This window comes from Sulfitobacter sp. 1A13496 (genome assembly GCF_043557225.1).
GTDB classification, from domain to species: domain Bacteria; phylum Pseudomonadota; class Alphaproteobacteria; order Rhodobacterales; family Rhodobacteraceae; genus Sulfitobacter; species Sulfitobacter faviae.
In genome coordinates, this window is the sequence record NZ_JBIFFP010000001.1 from 620,842 (window position 1) to 635,299 (window position 14,458).

The window sequence follows — 14,458 nt, forward strand, 5'->3', positions numbered from 1 at the left end:
GTGAGCGCAGCCGCGCTCAAATGTTGCAATGATGTTTCAGACCGTTGCAAAGATTGAGTTGAGCAAAACGAACCCGCCCCTTAATCCAGAGTTCAACAAACAAGAAGATGTTCGAAGCTTGAGGATGACCCGGTGCAGACAACGATCAAATCAGCGGTAAGTTTTACTGGCACAGGCCTGCACTCCGGTCTGCCTGCGACGGTGACACTGCGCCCGGCGTCGGCCCATCACGGCATCTGGTTCTCGCGCAGCGATGTGGCGGTCGGTGACCGTCTGATCCCCGCCCGCTGGGACGCGGTGAACCGCTCGCCGCTCTGCACCAAGCTGGAAAACCCCACCGGCCTGTCGATCTCGACCGTCGAGCATCTGATGGCCGCCGTGGCGGGCTGCGGCATCCACAACCTTTTGATTGAGATCGATGGCCCCGAAGTGCCGATCCTCGATGGTTCCTCCGTGCCTTTCGTGCGCGGCATCATGCAGCGCGGACTGCGCCAGCTTGCAGCCCCCGTGATGGCCTTCGAAGTGCTGAAAACCATCACCGTGCAGGATGGCGACGCGGTCGCGACCATTTCTCCCGCGGATACGCTGCGCATCGACTTTGAGATCGACTTTGCCGATGCCGCCATCGGCCAGCAGCGCAAGTCGCTGGTGATGAACAATGGCTCTTTCGCGCGCGAACTCTGCGACAGCCGCACCTTCTGCCGTCAGGCGGATGTCGAGGCGATGCAGGCCAATGGTCTGGCGCTTGGTGGCGAAGCGGGTGAGAACGCGGTGGTTTTCGATGGCGATGCCGTGGTCAGCCCCGGCGGCCTGCGCCACGCGGATGAGCCTGTGCGCCACAAGATGCTCGACGCGCTCGGCGATCTGGCGCTGGCCGGGGCGCCGCTTTTGGGCCATTACGAAGGCAAACGCGCGGGCCATTCGCTGACCAACACGCTGCTGCGCGCGCTCTTTGCCACGCCGGACGCCGTGCGTCTGGTGGCCTGCGATGCGGCGCAAACGGCGCGGCTGCCCGGCTCCGGCCTGATCTGGGATGAAATCCCGCAGGTTGCCTGATCCCGGGGAAGGGGAACAGCACCGCGAAGCGCAGGGCGCTTAGGCGGCGAAGTGCCATTGAACGCCCTGCCAATGCCTTGTATTCACTAAGCCGAAGTGACAAGCCTGACCCAGCGATGCGCCGCCGCGCAGCCGCCTGCGGACGGGGGCGGAATGGGCGTTTTGCAACGCAGTTTATTGTGCTAGTCACATGCGCAAGAGGGTCAAAGACCATGGGTTGGACGATGCAAGGGGTGCGGGCATGACGGTAGCGGGATCGCGCAAGCGGACGATCAGTGCGGTGCTTCTGGTCGCGACATTGGCAGCCTGCGGCGGTGGTGACGGACGCTCTGACGGGAACTTCTTTAACCCGCAGGAAATCCCGCTTGAAACCTATTCGGCTGAGCAGATTTTCGAGCGCGGCGAATATGAGCTGACCAACAACAACCCCGGCGAAGCGGCATTCTATTTCGCTGAGATCGAGCGTCTCTATCCCTATTCCGAATGGGCCAAACGCGCCCTGATCATGCAGGCTTTCGCCTATCACAAGGATCAGGACTATCCCAACAGCCGCTCCGCCGCGCAGCGTTTCATTGATTTCTACCCCGCCGATGACGATGCCGCCTATGCGCAGTACCTCTTGGCGCTGAGCTATTACGATCAGATCGACGAAGTGGGCCGCGATCAGGGGCTGACCTTCCAAGCGTTGCAATCCCTGCGCGCCGTGATCGAAGGCTACCCGGACAGCGAATATGCCCGCTCCGCGATTCTGAAATTCGACCTCGCCTTCGACCATCTGGCGGGCAAGGAGATGGAGATCGGCCGCTACTACCTGCGCCGCGATCACTATACCGCCGCGATCAATCGCTTCCGCGTCGTGGTCGAGGATTTCCAGACCACGACCCACACCGCCGAAGCGCTGCACCGTCTTGTCGAAGCCTATCTTTCGCTCGGCCTGAACCATGAGGCGCAGACGGCGGGGGCCATCCTTGGCCACAACTACCGGGGGTCTGAGTGGTATGAGGACAGCTACAAACTGCTGACCGGGCGCGGCCTTGAGCCTGCCTTCTACAAAGACAATTGGCTGGGTGCAGCCTATCGCCAGACCATCAAGGGCGAGTGGCTTTAAGGGGGGTGGGATCGCCCACCCGACGGTTCTAGATGCTGCGCGGACTTGATATTTCAGACATGCTGATCATCGACCGGCTGGAGCTTGGCTTCCAGCCGGGGCTGAACGTGCTGACCGGTGAGACCGGCGCGGGCAAGTCCATCCTTTTGGATTCGCTCGGCTTTGTTCTGGGCTGGCGCGGTCGTGCCGATCTGGTGCGTCAAGGGGCCGAACAGGGCGAGGTGACCGCATGGTTCGATCTGGCGCCCGACCATCCGGCCCATGCGGTGCTAGAAGATGCGGGGCTGCCCGCCGGGGATGAGTTGATCCTGCGCCGCATCAACACCTCCGACGGGCGCAAGACCGCGTGGGTCAATGACCGCCGCTGTTCGGGTGAGGTGCTGCGCCGCCTGTCCGAAACATTGGTGGAACTGCACGGCCAGCATGATGACCGCGGTCTGCTCAACCCGCGGGGACACCGTGCCATCTTGGACGATTACGCCGGGAATGCCCGTGCGATTGCCAAGCTGCGCGAGGCGTGGAACGCCCTCGGGGCCGCCCGCAAAGCCGCTGCCGCCGCTGCCGCCGAACGCGAGGCCATCGCCGCCGAGGAAGAGTTCCTGCGTCACGCCGTGGCCGAGTTGGACAAGCTCGACCCAGAAGCGGGGGAGGAGGCCACCCTCGACACCCGCCGCCGCCAGATGCAGGGGGCCGAGAAAATCCGCCGCGATGTGGTCAACGCTTATGAGTTGTTGGGCCAAGGCGGGGCAGAGACCGCCATGGGCGACGCGCTGCGCTGGCTCGATGGGGTAGCCGACAAGGCCGAAGGCGCGCTGGAAGGCCCGCTCGCCGCGCTCAACCGCGCCATGGTGGAGCTGGACGAGGCCATGTCCGGTGTGGCCGATGCGATCGACGGCATGTCGTTCGACCCCTATGAGTTGGAAGCCTGCGAAGAGCGGCTCTTTGCAATCCGCGGCCTTGCACGCAAACATGACGTGCAGCCCGATGAGCTGGCCGGTTTCGCCGACACGCTGCGTGCCAAGCTCGACGCGCTCGATGCGGGCGAAGCGGCGCAGGAGGGGCTGGAGAAAGCCGTCCGCGATGCGCAGGCGCTTTACGACGAACGGGCCACCGCCTTGACCGAGAAGCGCCGCAAGGCCGCAGTCAATCTCGACAAAGCCGTCGCGGCGGAGCTTGCCCCGCTCAAGATGGAACGCGCAGTGTTCCAGACGCAATTGACCGAGGAACCCGCAGGCCCCGAGGGGCGCGATGCGGTCTCTTTCACCGTGGCTACGAACCCCGGCGCGCCTGCCGGACCCTTGGGCAAAATCGCCTCGGGCGGGGAGCTCAGCCGTTTCCTTTTGGCGCTGAAGGTTTGCCTGACCCAGACCCAATCCGGCCTCACCCTGATCTTTGACGAGATCGACCGCGGGGTAGGGGGCGCGACCGCCGACGCCGTGGGCCGCCGCCTGAAGGCGCTGGCCGCCGAGGGGCAGGTCTTGGTCGTCACCCATTCGCCGCAGGTCGCAGCCCTTGGCGCGCATCACTGGCGTGTGGCGAAATCGGTGACCAAGGGCATGACCACCTCCACCGTCACCGCCCTCGCCGCCGAAGAGCGTGTGGACGAAGTCGCCCGAATGCTCGCGGGCGATACGATCACCGATGCGGCCCGCGCGGCGGCGGAGGCACTGCTTAACGGGCAACAGGGCGCGATGACTTCTTAAATGGCGGTTTTACCCAAGGTCAGCTTGCCCTAGACAGAAAGGGTTCAACTGGTCTTAGTCCCATGCCTTCGCAAGATAACGCTTTCTTTTCCCAACAACTTCAGCAGGCGCTTGGCGGCTGCAAACAGGGCTGGACGGTGCTGCGCACCCGCGGGCCGGGGAAGGTCACATTCTGGTTTATCGCGCTGCTGGTGGGCATCGCTGCGGGCTTTGCCGCCCTGTTCTTTCGCAAGGGGATCAACTGGTTGCAGGCCACGCTTTACGGCACGGACGATGTGCAATTCCTGCACAGTTTCCTTGCCGGGCTGCCGTGGTATTGGGTGGTGCTGATCCCGACCTTGGGCGGGTTGCTTGTGGGGTTGATCCTGCACCGTTTCACCCGCGACGGGCGCGCGCGCAGCGTGGGCGATGTGATCCTCGGCGCTGCCATGCACGACGGTCGGGTCGAGACCCGCACCGGGGTGGCCTCGGCGTTGGCCTCGCTCATCACCCTGTCCACGGGCGGCTCATCGGGCCGCGAAGGGCCGGTGGTGCATCTCGCCGCCGTGATCTCGACCAAGGTCAGCCGCTTCATCAAGGCCGATGGGATCACCGGGCGGGATCTTTTGGGCTGCGCCGTGGCGGCGGCGGTCTCGGCCAGCTTCAACGCGCCCATCGCTGGCGCGCTCTTCGCGCTCGAAGTCGTGCTGCGCCACTTTGCAGTCCACGCCTTCGCCCCCATCGTCATCGCCTCCGCCGCAGGCACGGTGATCAACCGGCTGGAGTTCGGTGGGCTGACAGAGTTCGTCCTACCGGGCCTTGGCGACGTGCAATTCTACGTCGAACTGCCCGCCTTCCTGCTTTTGGGGCTGACCTGCGGTCTGGTGTCGGTCGTGCTGATGCGCGCGATCTTCTGGGCCGAGGATTTCGGCAACTACCTGCAAGCGCGCACCGGTCTCGCTCGTTGGCTGCGCCCGGCGGTGGCGGGGGCGATCCTTGGGGTCATCGCGCTCTGGTTCCCGCATATCATCGGCGTGGGCTATGAGACGACCTCCCGCGCGCTGGTCGGCGAACTGGTGCTGCATGAGGCGATCATCTTTGCTGTGCTCAAGGTCGCCGCCGTGGCGATCACGCTTGGCGGGCGCATGGGCGGCGGGGTGTTCTCGCCCTCGCTGATGCTGGGCGCCCTGACCGGGCTTGGCTTCGGGATCATCGCCACCGGTGTCTTCCCCGAGATTTCGGGGTCTTCCTCGCTCTATGCTCTGGCGGGGATGGGCGCGGTGGCGGCCGCCGTGCTGGGCGCGCCGATCTCGACCACGCTCATCGTGTTTGAGATGACGGGCGACTGGCAGACCGGACTGGCGGTGATGGTCGCCGTCAGCATGTCGACCGCACTGGCCTCCCGGCTGGTCGACCGGTCCTTCTTCCTTACCCAGATGGAGCGGCGGGGCATCCATCTGGCCGCAGGCCCGCAAGCCTATCTGCTCTCGATGTTCATGGTGGGCCGCATCATGCGCCGCCCCGATGACGAAGACGCGGCGGCGGAAGACGCCTGTTGGGATTTGATCGACAAGGGCACCTATATCGACGGCAGCGCCACGCTAGAGGCCGCTCTGCCGCTGTTCGATCAGACCCATTCCAACTTTATCCCGGTGGTCACCCTCAGCGCGGATGCGCCGCCCGAATTGCTGGGCGCGCTGTTCCATGTCGATGCGCTGAAAGCCTATAACCGCGCCCTCGCCGCCACGGCGGCAGAGGAGCATTCCTGAGCCGCGCTCAGATCCGTTCGATGGCGATTTCTTCCATCGGGGTGAAAGCCAAATAGCCCTTGATCGCGGCCACATCCTCCTTCGGGTCTTCATAAGACCAAACGGCGTCCTGCAAGGTCCGGCTCTTGGTCACCACCGAGAAATAGGTCGCATCGCCCTTATGCGGGCAGTGGGTGGTCTTGTCGGTGCCATCGAGGAACGCCATGGCGATGTCGCCACGCGGGAAATAGATCACCGGCGGATAGTCCCCCTCGCGCAATTCCAGCGCGCCCGTGGACTCGCCCAATACGGCCCCGCCAGCGCGAACAACCCATGTGCCCTCAGCCGGAGTAATCTTGATATGGTCGGCCATGCCGTACCCCCCTTTACTTAAATCGGACGCTCACAGGGGCGCCGTTGCCGCATCCAACCACAGTTTTGTAACAGGTGATACCCGCGGCCCGATCTTTTCCGCCACGTCGCGGTGATAGGCGTTTAACCAGTCCCGCGCCTCGGGGCTGAGCGCCGCCACATCAATCAAACGCCGATCGATCGGCACCAGCGTCAGCGTGCGCCAATCAAGCATCTTGCGATGCGCATCACCGCCGGGCAGGGCGGGGGCTTCTTGCACCACCAACAGGTTCTCGATCCGAATGCCAAAGGCCCCCTCGCGGTAATAGCCCGGCTCATTGCTGAGGATCATACCCGATTCCAGCGGCACATGGCTCATCCGGCTCAACCTCTGCGGCCCCTCATGAACCGACAGATAGGCGCCCACCCCATGGCCCAAACCGTGATCGAAATCCTGCCCCGCCATCCAAAGCGGCAAACGGCCCAGCATCTCGATATCCCGGCCCGCAAGCCCGCGCGGCCAGCGCAGACGGCTCATGGCGATCATCCCCGAAAGCACCCGCGTGAAAGCCGCGCGCGCCTCCGGATCGGGGCTGCCGATGGCAATGGTGCGGGTAACATCGGTGGTGCCGTCCAGATACTGACCGCCGCTGTCGAGCACCAAAAGATGCCCCTCCTGCAACACGCTGTCGGTCTCTTCATTCACCCGGTAATGGATGATCGCCCCGTTTGGCCCGGTGCCCGAAATCGTCTCGAAACTGATGTCACGCAGGGCGGGATCGCGCCGGCGCAGGGCTTCCAACTGCTGCACCACCTGCGTCTCGGTGACCGTGCCGGGCGCCTGCGCATCTAGCCAGGCCAGCAGTTCGACCATCGCCGCACCATCACGCAAATGTGCCTCTGCCGCGCCAGCGATCTCGGCATCATTCTTGCAAGCCTTGGGCAAGGCGCAGGGGTCTTCTCCCGGCTGCGCCCGATCCCCCAGCAAATCAGCAAACAACAGCGGCGCCGACTGTCGATCAATCCGCACCGGCCCTTCCAGCGCGCGGAGATAATCCGCCAGAACCTCGGGGTCACGCTGCACCACCTCTGGCCCCAGATGGTCCTCCACATCCACAAGCTTCTCAGCCGCCACGAAAAGATCGACCCGCGCATCGTCATGCAACACGGCAAAACCATGGGCCACCGGGTTGCGCGGAATGTCCTGCCCGCGAATGTTCAGCAACCAGTTGTGGCTGTCGGGCAGGGTGATCAATGCCGCCTTCTGCCCCGCCGCGCGCAAATCCGCGGCCAAACGCCGGCGTTTGGCCTCATGGCTTTCCCCGGCAAAACGCTCAGTATGCGCCGCCACCTTGCCCATCGGTGCATCGGGCTGGTCTTCCCAAATACGGTCGACCATATTCGAGACGCGCCGCATCTCGATACCAGACCCCGCCAAGGCCTCGAACAAAAGATCCATCTGCGCGGGCGTATGCAACATCGGATCAAAACCAACCACACCGCCCGCGGGCAATTGATCTTTCAACCAATCGGCCAAAGACACCTCGGGCCAAGGCACCGGGGTAAAGACATCCGCCACCTGCGCTTTGACCTGCGTCCGATAGCGCCCGTCGATGAAAACCCCGGCCACATCGCGCAGCGCCGCACAGAACCCGGCAGAGCCGGTGAACCCCGTCAGCCAAGCCAGCCGATCATCCCGCGGGGCAACATACTCACCCTGATGCGCATCGGCGCGCGGCACGAGAAACCCGTCCAAGCCCGCCGCCTGCAACTCCGCCCGCAGCGCCGCCAAACGCGGGGGACCCTGTTCCGGACGCGCGGTGACCTCGAAACTCTGGAACACGCGGCCCCTCCTTCATCCTTTTTCAAATACCGACCCGACGGTTCAGCCCACGCGGCGCATGCCCATGACACGCGCCCGTTTCCGCGGATCGCTGTCAAAGAGTGCTGCAAGCTGTTCTGTCATCGCCCCGGCAAGCTGATCCACATCCGTGATCGTGACGGCGCGGTCGTAATAACGCGTGACATCATGGCCAATCCCGATCGCCAAAAGCTCGACCGCGCGGCGTTTTTCGACCATGGCGATCACGTCGCGCAGGTGTTTTTCCAGATAGTTGGCCGGGTTCACCGACAGGGTGCTGTCATCCACCGGCGCGCCGTCGGAAATTACCATGAGGATCTTGCGCGCCTCATGCCGCGCCAGCATCCGCCGGTGCGCCCATTCCAGCGCCTCACCGTCAATGTTCTCTTTCAGCAGTCCCTCTTTCATCATCAGACCCAAGTGGTCGCGCGTCCGGCGCCAAGGGGCGTCGGCGCTTTTGTAGATGATGTGGCGCAGATCGTTCAGCCGACCGGGCTGCGCGGGGCGGCCATCGTTAAGCCACGCCTCGCGCGCCTGTCCGCCCTTCCAGGCGCGGGTGGTAAAGCCGAGGATCTCGACCTTGACGTTGCAGCGCTCCAGCGTGCGGGCGAGCACGTCGGCGCAGATCGCGGCGATGGAGATCGGGCGGCCTCGCATCGAGCCGGAGTTGTCCAAGAGCAGCGTCACGACGGTGTCGCGGAACTCGGTGTCCTTCTCGATCTTGAAGCTGAGCGGCGTGGTCGGATTCGCCACCACCCGCGCCAGACGGCCCGCGTCCAACGTGCCCTCTTCAAGGTCGAATTCCCACGAGCGGTTTTGCTGCGCTTGCAGGCGGCGTTGCAACTTATTCGCCAGACGGCCCACAGCGCCTTTCAGCGGCTCGAGCTGCTGATCCAAATAAGCGCGCAGGCGTTCCAATTCGATGGGTTCGGCCAATTCCTCGGCCCCGATCACCTCGTCGTGGTCACCCAGATAGACACGGTATTCCGGGTCGGCGTCCGAGACGGGCGGCGGCGGCGGCGGGTCCATCGGCGCGTCGCCCTCGGGCATCTCCGCCTCGTCGCCTAGCTCCTGATCGGCCTCGTCATCCATCGAGACCTGCGCCTGACTTTCGTCCTGCTGCTGCTCTTGGCTGTTTTCGGGAGTGCCTTCGGCCTCTTCCTCGTCCTGATCGTCTTGGCCGGTGCTGTCGGGATCCTGCTCTTCTTCGGTGCCCTCTTCGGCCTGATCCTCTTGATCCTCGTCTTGGCTGTCGGGATCGTCGCCCAACTGATCGCCATAGCCGAGGTCCGAGATCATCTTGCGGGCCAGCCGCGCGAAATCCGCCTGATCGGCAAGGCTGCCGTCGATCCCTTCGAGCGTGCCGCCCGCCTGATCTTCGATAAAGCCGCGCCAGAGTTCCATGGCGTTCTCGGCCCCTGCGGGCAGATCCCGCCCGGTGGCCAGATGCCGCACCATATAGCCCGCCGCGACCGAGAGTGGCACGTCGCTGGCCTGTTTGGCCTGATCGTAGCCCCGGCGCAGGGCTTCATGCTTGATCTTGACGTCGATGTTGCCGGCGGTGCCGGGCATGTCGCGCGCGCCCATGGCCTCGCAGCGTGCGGTCTCCATCGCCTCGTAAAGCTCGCGCGCCATGTCGCCTTGGGGCGCATAACGGGCGTGGGTCGCGGCATCGTGGTAGCGGCGGTTCAGCGCCAGCGCATCGGCTGTGCCGCGCGCCAGCAGCACCTCTTCGCGGGTCATCCGGCGGCTCACTTGCGGCAGGCGCATCGCGTCGCCGGAAAGCCCCGAGGGGTCGACCGAGTAGCTGACCGTCAGCTCGGCGTCATCGGCCATGACCTTGGTCGCCTCGGCCAGCGCTTTTTTGAACGCGTCAGCGGGGTTGTCGCTTTGTTTACTCATGCCGGTCCCCTTGTCTGTCAGGCAGGCGCGCGTCTGGGAAGGGCAGGGCGCCTTCGCGTGCCGAAACGCGTCCTGCAGGGCGGCGGGCGAACCCGCCGGGGCGGCTTAGCCCAAGCTCAGGCTGGCCGCGCTTTCAGGCAGTTCCTCGTCGAACAAACGCTGATAGAACTCGGCCACGGTCTGGCGCTCAAGTTCGTCGCATTTGTTGAGGAAAGACAGCCGGAAAGCATAGCCCACATTGCGGAAGATCTCGGCGTTCTGCGCCCAAGCGATCACGGTGCGCGGGCTCATCACGGTCGACAGCTCGCCATTCATGAAGGCGGTGCGGGTGAGGTCGGCCACGGTGACCATCTGCTTGAGGGTCTTGCGGCCCTTCTCGGTGTTGTAATGCGGGTTCTTGGCCAGCACGATCGCGGTCTCGGCGTCGATGCTGAGGTAGTTCAACGTGGCGACAAGGCTCCAACGGTCCATCTGCGCTTGGTTGATCTGCTGGGTGCCGTGGTAAAGGCCGGTGGTGTCGCCCAGGCCCACGGTGTTGGCCGTGGCGAAAAGACGGAAATAGGGGTGCGGGGTGATGATCTCGTTCTGATCCATCAGCGTAAGCTTGCCGTCATGCTCCAGCACGCGCTGGATCACGAACATCACATCGGCGCGGCCCGCGTCATATTCGTCAAAGACAATCGCGGTCGGGTTGCGCAGCGCCCAAGGCAGGATGCCCTCGTGGAATTCGGTGACCTGCTTGCCGTCGCGCAGCTTGATCGCGTCTTTGCCGATGAGGTCGATCCGGCTGATGTGGCTGTCGAGGTTGACGCGCACAGTGGGCCAGTTCAGCAGGGCGGCGACCTGTTCGATATGGGTCGATTTGCCCGTGCCGTGGTAGCCTTGGATCATGACGCGGCGGTTGTGGCTAAAGCCTGCGAGGATCGCCAGCGTGGTGTCGGGATCGAACTTATAGGTGCTGTCGATTTCTGGCACGCGGCTGGTGCGCTGCGGGAAACCCTTGACGACCATATCGGTGTCGATGCCAAAGACATCGCGCACCGAGACCTCTTCGGTGGGTTTCATGTCATGTTCCAGTGCACCGTCGGCCATCGCTCGTCATCCTTTTCCTTAGGCGCGCGGTCGGGGCCGCGCGCGTATCTGGTGCAACATATCGTGCATATCCGCAAGGGGAAGGGGGCAACTGGCATTATCCGCAACCGGCCGCTGGTCCGGTCGCGGGATCAGTCCTTGAAGTTGCGGCTGCCTTTGATCTGGTCCCATGCCCAGACGACCAGTTGCAACTGCTCTTCCTGACTGCGGTCACCGCCGTTCATATCGGGGTGCAGCACCTTGATCAGCGCTTTGTAGGCTTTGCGCACCTCGGGTTTGGTCCAAGTGTCTTTGGCTTCGAGAATCTCGATCGCGCGGCGTTCGGTGGGCGGCAGGCGGCGGCCCGCTTGCTGGCCCTTGCCGGGGTTCTGGGTTGCGTTCTTGCCCAGCACCTGATGGGGATCTTCGATGCCAAGACGCGCCCATGCGCGCTGCTCGGGGTCGCCCAGTGGTTTGGTGGTGCGCTCCCAGACCTTGTCTTTGGACATCTGCGCGTTCATCTCGGCCTCGGTGGTGCCGTCAAAGAAGCTCCACTTCGCGTTATATTCGCGCACGTGTTTCTGGCAGAACCAGAAGTAGTCATCCAGCACATCGGGCGCTTTGGGCGCGCGGAACTTGCCCGGCTCGTCGCAGCCTTCGTGGTCGCAAATCCGGGTCGAGGTTTCCGACGCACCGGACATGCCGCGGCGGCCGCGGGGGTTTTTCTTTTTGGAGGACGACACGGACATGTCGAATCCGAAGGGATCAGGTTTTGGCATGTGGATAGACCTTTCCGACTCAGGCCGGTCACCATATACCCTGCGTCGCAGGATTGAAGGGGGCCGGGGGTAAAAACATGTCCACAACACAAGAGATTTCGGATCGGCTGGAAGCCGCTTTTGCGCCGCGTGAACTGGAAGTGGTGGATGACAGCGAAAGCCATCGCGGTCATGCCGGATTTCAGGAGGGGGGCGAAAGCCACTTTAACGTGCGCATCCGGTCAGAGCGTTTCAAGGGCCAGAACCGGCTGGCGCGGCACCGGGCGGTGCACAGCGCGTTGGGGCCGGACCTGATGGGGCGCATTCACGCGCTGGCGCTTGACCTGGACGAATAAGCGCCGCGTTTAGGGCTTTGTCTTATCGTCGTCTTCGTCGCTGCCTTGCGGCGAAGCTTCATCCGTTGAGGGGCCGGACAGAAACGCAGGCGGCGTCGCCGCTTTGGCGGGTTCCTCTTTCGCGGGCGCGTCATCCTCGGGCGTGATAGAGGCGGGCGCATCGGCCTGGAGCGCGGTATCTTCGCCTTCGATCGTGGCGGCCAAGGCAGGCGTTGCAGTGGCAGTGGCTGGCGGCAGCAGATCGCCATCCTCCTGCTGGCCCGCGGCGGTCGCCAAGCGGCGGAACACCAGCACATTGCGCCATTCCGTGGTGGTCGAGGTCAGACCCGAACGCTCTTGCGAAGGCAAGGTCTCGGCCCGCTGGTATTCCCAGCCCTCGGCGGCCTGTTCGTTGAGGCATTCTTCCAAGGTTTTGGCGAAACGCGCTTCGGGGGCTTTCAGACCTTTGGCTTTCTGCCCTTTGCTGGGGGCGGGAAGGATCTTGTATTCGTAGCGCATAGGGGCCTCGGCTGGGTTGGCGACATAAGCCGCGTCAGGTGAGTTTCAGGCGGATTTGCGGCGGATGCCGATGCTGCGACCGGCCTGCGCCGGTTTGGGCAGTTTGGCATGGCTGCGGCGCATCGCGTCAAGACGGGTCAGGATATGGTCCGGCATGGGGGCCACACGCGGGCCGGACTGGTCCACATGCAGCGTCAGCCCCTCGGCGGTGGCGGCAAGCCAGCCGTCGACGTGCCACAGTTCCTGAAAGCTGTGAAACCGCTTCTCGTCATGGTCGAGCAATTGGAAGGTGGTATAGACGCGGTCACTCTCATGCAGTTCGCGCAGGTAGCAGACGTGGAACTCGGCCACATAGGTGGTGCAGCCCGTACGTTGATACTCCGGCCCCAGACCGATCTCGCCATAGGCTTGGTCGACGCCCTGATCGAACAGGACGTTGTAATAGGCCATGTTCAGATGGCCGTTGAAATCGATCCATTCGGGGAGAACCGTCATCTCGCCCGAACGGAAGGGGGCCGGGGCGTCGCTCATTGCTGGGCGAGCTTGCGCGACACGATTTCGTTGACGGCCTTGGGGTTGGCCTTGCCGCCCGTGGCTTTCATCACTTGACCGACGAACCAGCCCGCCAGCTTCGGGTTCTGCTGGGCCTTTTCGACCTGCGCGGGGTTGGCAGCGATGATCTCGTCCACTGCCGTCTCAATGGCGCCGGTATCGGTCACCTGCTTGAGGCCCTCAGTCTCCACGATTTCTTCCGGCTCGCGCCCGGTTGTATATGCAATTTCAAAGACTTCCTTGGCGATCTTGCCGGAAATCGCATCCGAGGCGATCAGATCGACGATGCTGCCCAATTGCGCCGGGGTGACGGGGCTTTCAGTAATGCCCTTGTCGTCTTTCTTGAGGCGGCCGAAAAGCTCGTTGATGACCCAATTCGCGGCCATCTTGCCGTCGCGGCCCTTCGCCACGGCCTCGAAATAGCCCGCGCTGTCGAGATCGGCGGTCAGCACGGAGGCGTCGTAGTCCGACAGACCGAAGTCATTAATGAAACGGGATTTCTTTTCGTCCGGCAGTTCGGGCAGATTGGCTTTGATGTCGTCCACCCATGCCTGTTCGATCTCCAGCGGCAGCAGATCGGGGTCGGGGAAATAGCGGTAGTCATGCGCTTCTTCCTTGGAGCGCATGGAGCGTGTTTCCTGCTTGTCGGGGTCGAAGAGGCGGGTTTCCTGCACGACCTCGCCACCGGCCTCGACAATCGCGATCTGGCGTTTGGCTTCGACTTCGATGGCTTGCTGGATGAAGCGCATGGAGTTCATGTTCTTGATCTCGCAGCGGGTGCCCAGATGCGAGAAATCCTGCGTTTCCTGATATTTCTCGTATTGGCCCACACGGCAGACCGAGACGTTGACGTCCGCGCGCATCGCGCCCGACTGCATGTCGCCGTTACAGGTGCCCAAGTAGCGCATGATCTGGCGCAGCTTGGCGAGATAGGCGGCGGCTTCCTCGGGCCCGCGAATGTCGGGGCGGGAGACGATCTCCATCAGGCAGACGCCGGTGCGGTTCAGATCGACGAAGGACATGTTCGGGTCCATGTCATGGATCGACTTGCCCGCGTCCTGCTCCATGTGGATGCGTTCGATCCGCACCAAGCGCGCAGTGCCGTCGCCCAGTTCCACCAGCACTTCGCCTTCGCCGACGATCGGCTCATAGAGCTGGCTGATCTGATAGCCTTGCGGCAGGTCGGGGTAGAAGTAGTTCTTGCGGTCGAAGGCAGATTTCAGGTTGATCTCGGCCTTCAGGCCAAGCCCCGTGCGAACGGCCTGTTCGACGCAATATTCGTTGATCACCGGCAGCATGCCGGGCATGGCGGCATCGACGAAGGCCACGTTGCTGTTGGGCTCGGCGCCGAATTTGGTGGAGGCGCCGGAGAAGAGTTTCGCGTTCGACGCGACCTGCGCGTGGACCTCCATCCCGATGACCAGTTCCCAGTCATGTTTGGCACCGGCAATCACGCGCGGTTTCGGGGTATCGTAACTCAGATCAAGCATCGCGGCCGCCTTCGGTCAATTGGAA

13 protein-coding genes are annotated in these 14,458 nt (G+C 63.5%); 5 read left to right on the forward strand and 8 right to left on the reverse strand.

Translation table 11 applies throughout. The features are described from left to right. Positions 1-132 precede the first annotated feature (132 nt). The 4 genes from lpxC to ACGYLX_RS03055 all read left to right on the forward strand — a co-directional run bounded on the left by lpxC (position 133) and on the right by ACGYLX_RS03055 (position 5,615). Positions 133-1,056 carry a UDP-3-O-acyl-N-acetylglucosamine deacetylase gene (lpxC, locus tag ACGYLX_RS03040; RefSeq protein WP_168612003.1) on the forward strand — a complete coding sequence of 308 codons (924 nt, stop codon included), beginning with the start codon at positions 133-135 and terminating at the stop codon, positions 1,054-1,056. 241 nt (positions 1,057-1,297) lie between these two features. After that, on the forward strand, positions 1,298-2,164 hold the full coding sequence (locus ACGYLX_RS03045) for an outer membrane protein assembly factor BamD (RefSeq protein WP_067263264.1): 867 nt from the start codon (positions 1,298-1,300) through the stop codon (positions 2,162-2,164). A 32-nt stretch (positions 2,165-2,196) separates the two neighbouring features. Then, a complete protein-coding gene (gene recN / locus ACGYLX_RS03050) occupies positions 2,197-3,867 on the forward strand; it encodes a DNA repair protein RecN (protein ID WP_168612004.1) in 1,671 nt (556 codons plus the stop codon). A gap of 62 nt (positions 3,868-3,929) precedes the next feature. Next, positions 3,930-5,615: a chloride channel protein gene (locus ACGYLX_RS03055; protein WP_168612005.1), complete on the forward strand. Its 1,686-nt coding sequence runs from the start codon at positions 3,930-3,932 to the stop codon at positions 5,613-5,615. Between the two features lie 7 nt (positions 5,616-5,622). Here the strand turns inward: ACGYLX_RS03055 and ACGYLX_RS03060 are convergent, their stop codons facing one another. The 5 genes from ACGYLX_RS03060 to ACGYLX_RS03080 form a co-directional block, all read right to left on the reverse strand. After that, positions 5,623-5,967 (reverse strand): DUF427 domain-containing protein, encoded by a 345-nt coding sequence (locus tag ACGYLX_RS03060; protein WP_168612006.1) that lies wholly within the window; start codon positions 5,965-5,967, stop codon positions 5,623-5,625. A 30-nt stretch (positions 5,968-5,997) separates the two neighbouring features. After that, positions 5,998-7,788, reverse strand: a complete 1,791-nt coding sequence (locus ACGYLX_RS03065; protein ID WP_168612007.1) for an aminopeptidase P family protein — start codon at positions 7,786-7,788, stop codon at positions 5,998-6,000. Positions 7,789-7,830: 42 nt separating this feature from the next. Then, complete coding sequence (gene cobT / locus ACGYLX_RS03070) at positions 7,831-9,708, reverse strand: cobaltochelatase subunit CobT (protein ID WP_168612008.1); 1,878 nt, start codon at positions 9,706-9,708, stop codon at positions 7,831-7,833. Between the two features lie 105 nt (positions 9,709-9,813). Beyond that, positions 9,814-10,800, reverse strand: a complete 987-nt coding sequence (cobS, locus tag ACGYLX_RS03075) for a cobaltochelatase subunit CobS (protein ID WP_168612009.1) — start codon at positions 10,798-10,800, stop codon at positions 9,814-9,816. A gap of 131 nt (positions 10,801-10,931) precedes the next feature. Beyond that, complete coding sequence (locus ACGYLX_RS03080) at positions 10,932-11,558, reverse strand: J domain-containing protein (protein WP_168612010.1); 627 nt, start codon at positions 11,556-11,558, stop codon at positions 10,932-10,934. 77 nt (positions 11,559-11,635) lie between these two features. Between ACGYLX_RS03080 and ACGYLX_RS03085 the strand changes: the two genes are divergently transcribed. Further along, positions 11,636-11,893 (forward strand): BolA family transcriptional regulator, encoded by a 258-nt coding sequence (locus ACGYLX_RS03085; protein WP_067263286.1) that lies wholly within the window; start codon positions 11,636-11,638, stop codon positions 11,891-11,893. A 9-nt stretch (positions 11,894-11,902) separates the two neighbouring features. Here ACGYLX_RS03085 and ACGYLX_RS03090 read toward each other — a convergent pair whose 3' ends face one another. From ACGYLX_RS03090 to gatB, 3 genes are read right to left on the reverse strand one after another with little or no spacing between them, the layout of a single operon-like run. Further along, on the reverse strand, positions 11,903-12,391 hold the full coding sequence (locus ACGYLX_RS03090) for a DUF4177 domain-containing protein (protein ID WP_168612011.1): 489 nt from the start codon (positions 12,389-12,391) through the stop codon (positions 11,903-11,905). A gap of 45 nt (positions 12,392-12,436) precedes the next feature. Beyond that, complete coding sequence (locus ACGYLX_RS03095) at positions 12,437-12,922, reverse strand: thioesterase family protein (RefSeq protein WP_394447256.1); 486 nt, start codon at positions 12,920-12,922, stop codon at positions 12,437-12,439. After that, on the reverse strand, positions 12,919-14,433 hold the full coding sequence (gene gatB, locus ACGYLX_RS03100; protein ID WP_168612013.1) for an Asp-tRNA(Asn)/Glu-tRNA(Gln) amidotransferase subunit GatB: 1,515 nt from the start codon (positions 14,431-14,433) through the stop codon (positions 12,919-12,921). Before gatB ends, ACGYLX_RS03095 begins: the two co-directional genes overlap by 4 nt. Between the last annotated feature and the right edge of the window lie 25 nt (positions 14,434-14,458).

Excerpts from the sequence above, each read along its gene's own strand:
- ACGYLX_RS03045 (WP_067263264.1), top strand. The coding sequence starts at position 1,298 with ATGACGGTAGCGGGATCGCGCAAGCGGACGATCAGTGCGGTGCTTCTG.
- recN (WP_168612004.1), top strand. The coding sequence starts at position 2,197 with ATGCTGCGCGGACTTGATATTTCAGACATGCTGATCATCGACCGGCTG.
- ACGYLX_RS03055 (WP_168612005.1), top strand. The coding sequence starts at position 3,930 with ATGCCTTCGCAAGATAACGCTTTCTTTTCCCAACAACTTCAGCAGGCG.
- ACGYLX_RS03060 (WP_168612006.1), bottom strand. The coding sequence starts at position 5,967 with ATGGCCGACCATATCAAGATTACTCCGGCTGAGGGCACATGGGTTGTT.
- cobT (WP_168612008.1), bottom strand. The coding sequence starts at position 9,708 with ATGAGTAAACAAAGCGACAACCCCGCTGACGCGTTCAAAAAAGCGCTG.
- cobS (WP_168612009.1), bottom strand. The coding sequence starts at position 10,800 with ATGGCCGACGGTGCACTGGAACATGACATGAAACCCACCGAAGAGGTC.
- ACGYLX_RS03080 (WP_168612010.1), bottom strand. The coding sequence starts at position 11,558 with ATGCCAAAACCTGATCCCTTCGGATTCGACATGTCCGTGTCGTCCTCC.
- ACGYLX_RS03085 (WP_067263286.1), top strand. The coding sequence starts at position 11,636 with ATGTCCACAACACAAGAGATTTCGGATCGGCTGGAAGCCGCTTTTGCG.
- ACGYLX_RS03090 (WP_168612011.1), bottom strand. The coding sequence starts at position 12,391 with ATGCGCTACGAATACAAGATCCTTCCCGCCCCCAGCAAAGGGCAGAAA.
- ACGYLX_RS03095 (WP_394447256.1), bottom strand. The coding sequence starts at position 12,922 with ATGAGCGACGCCCCGGCCCCCTTCCGTTCGGGCGAGATGACGGTTCTC.
- gatB (WP_168612013.1), bottom strand. The coding sequence starts at position 14,433 with ATGCTTGATCTGAGTTACGATACCCCGAAACCGCGCGTGATTGCCGGT.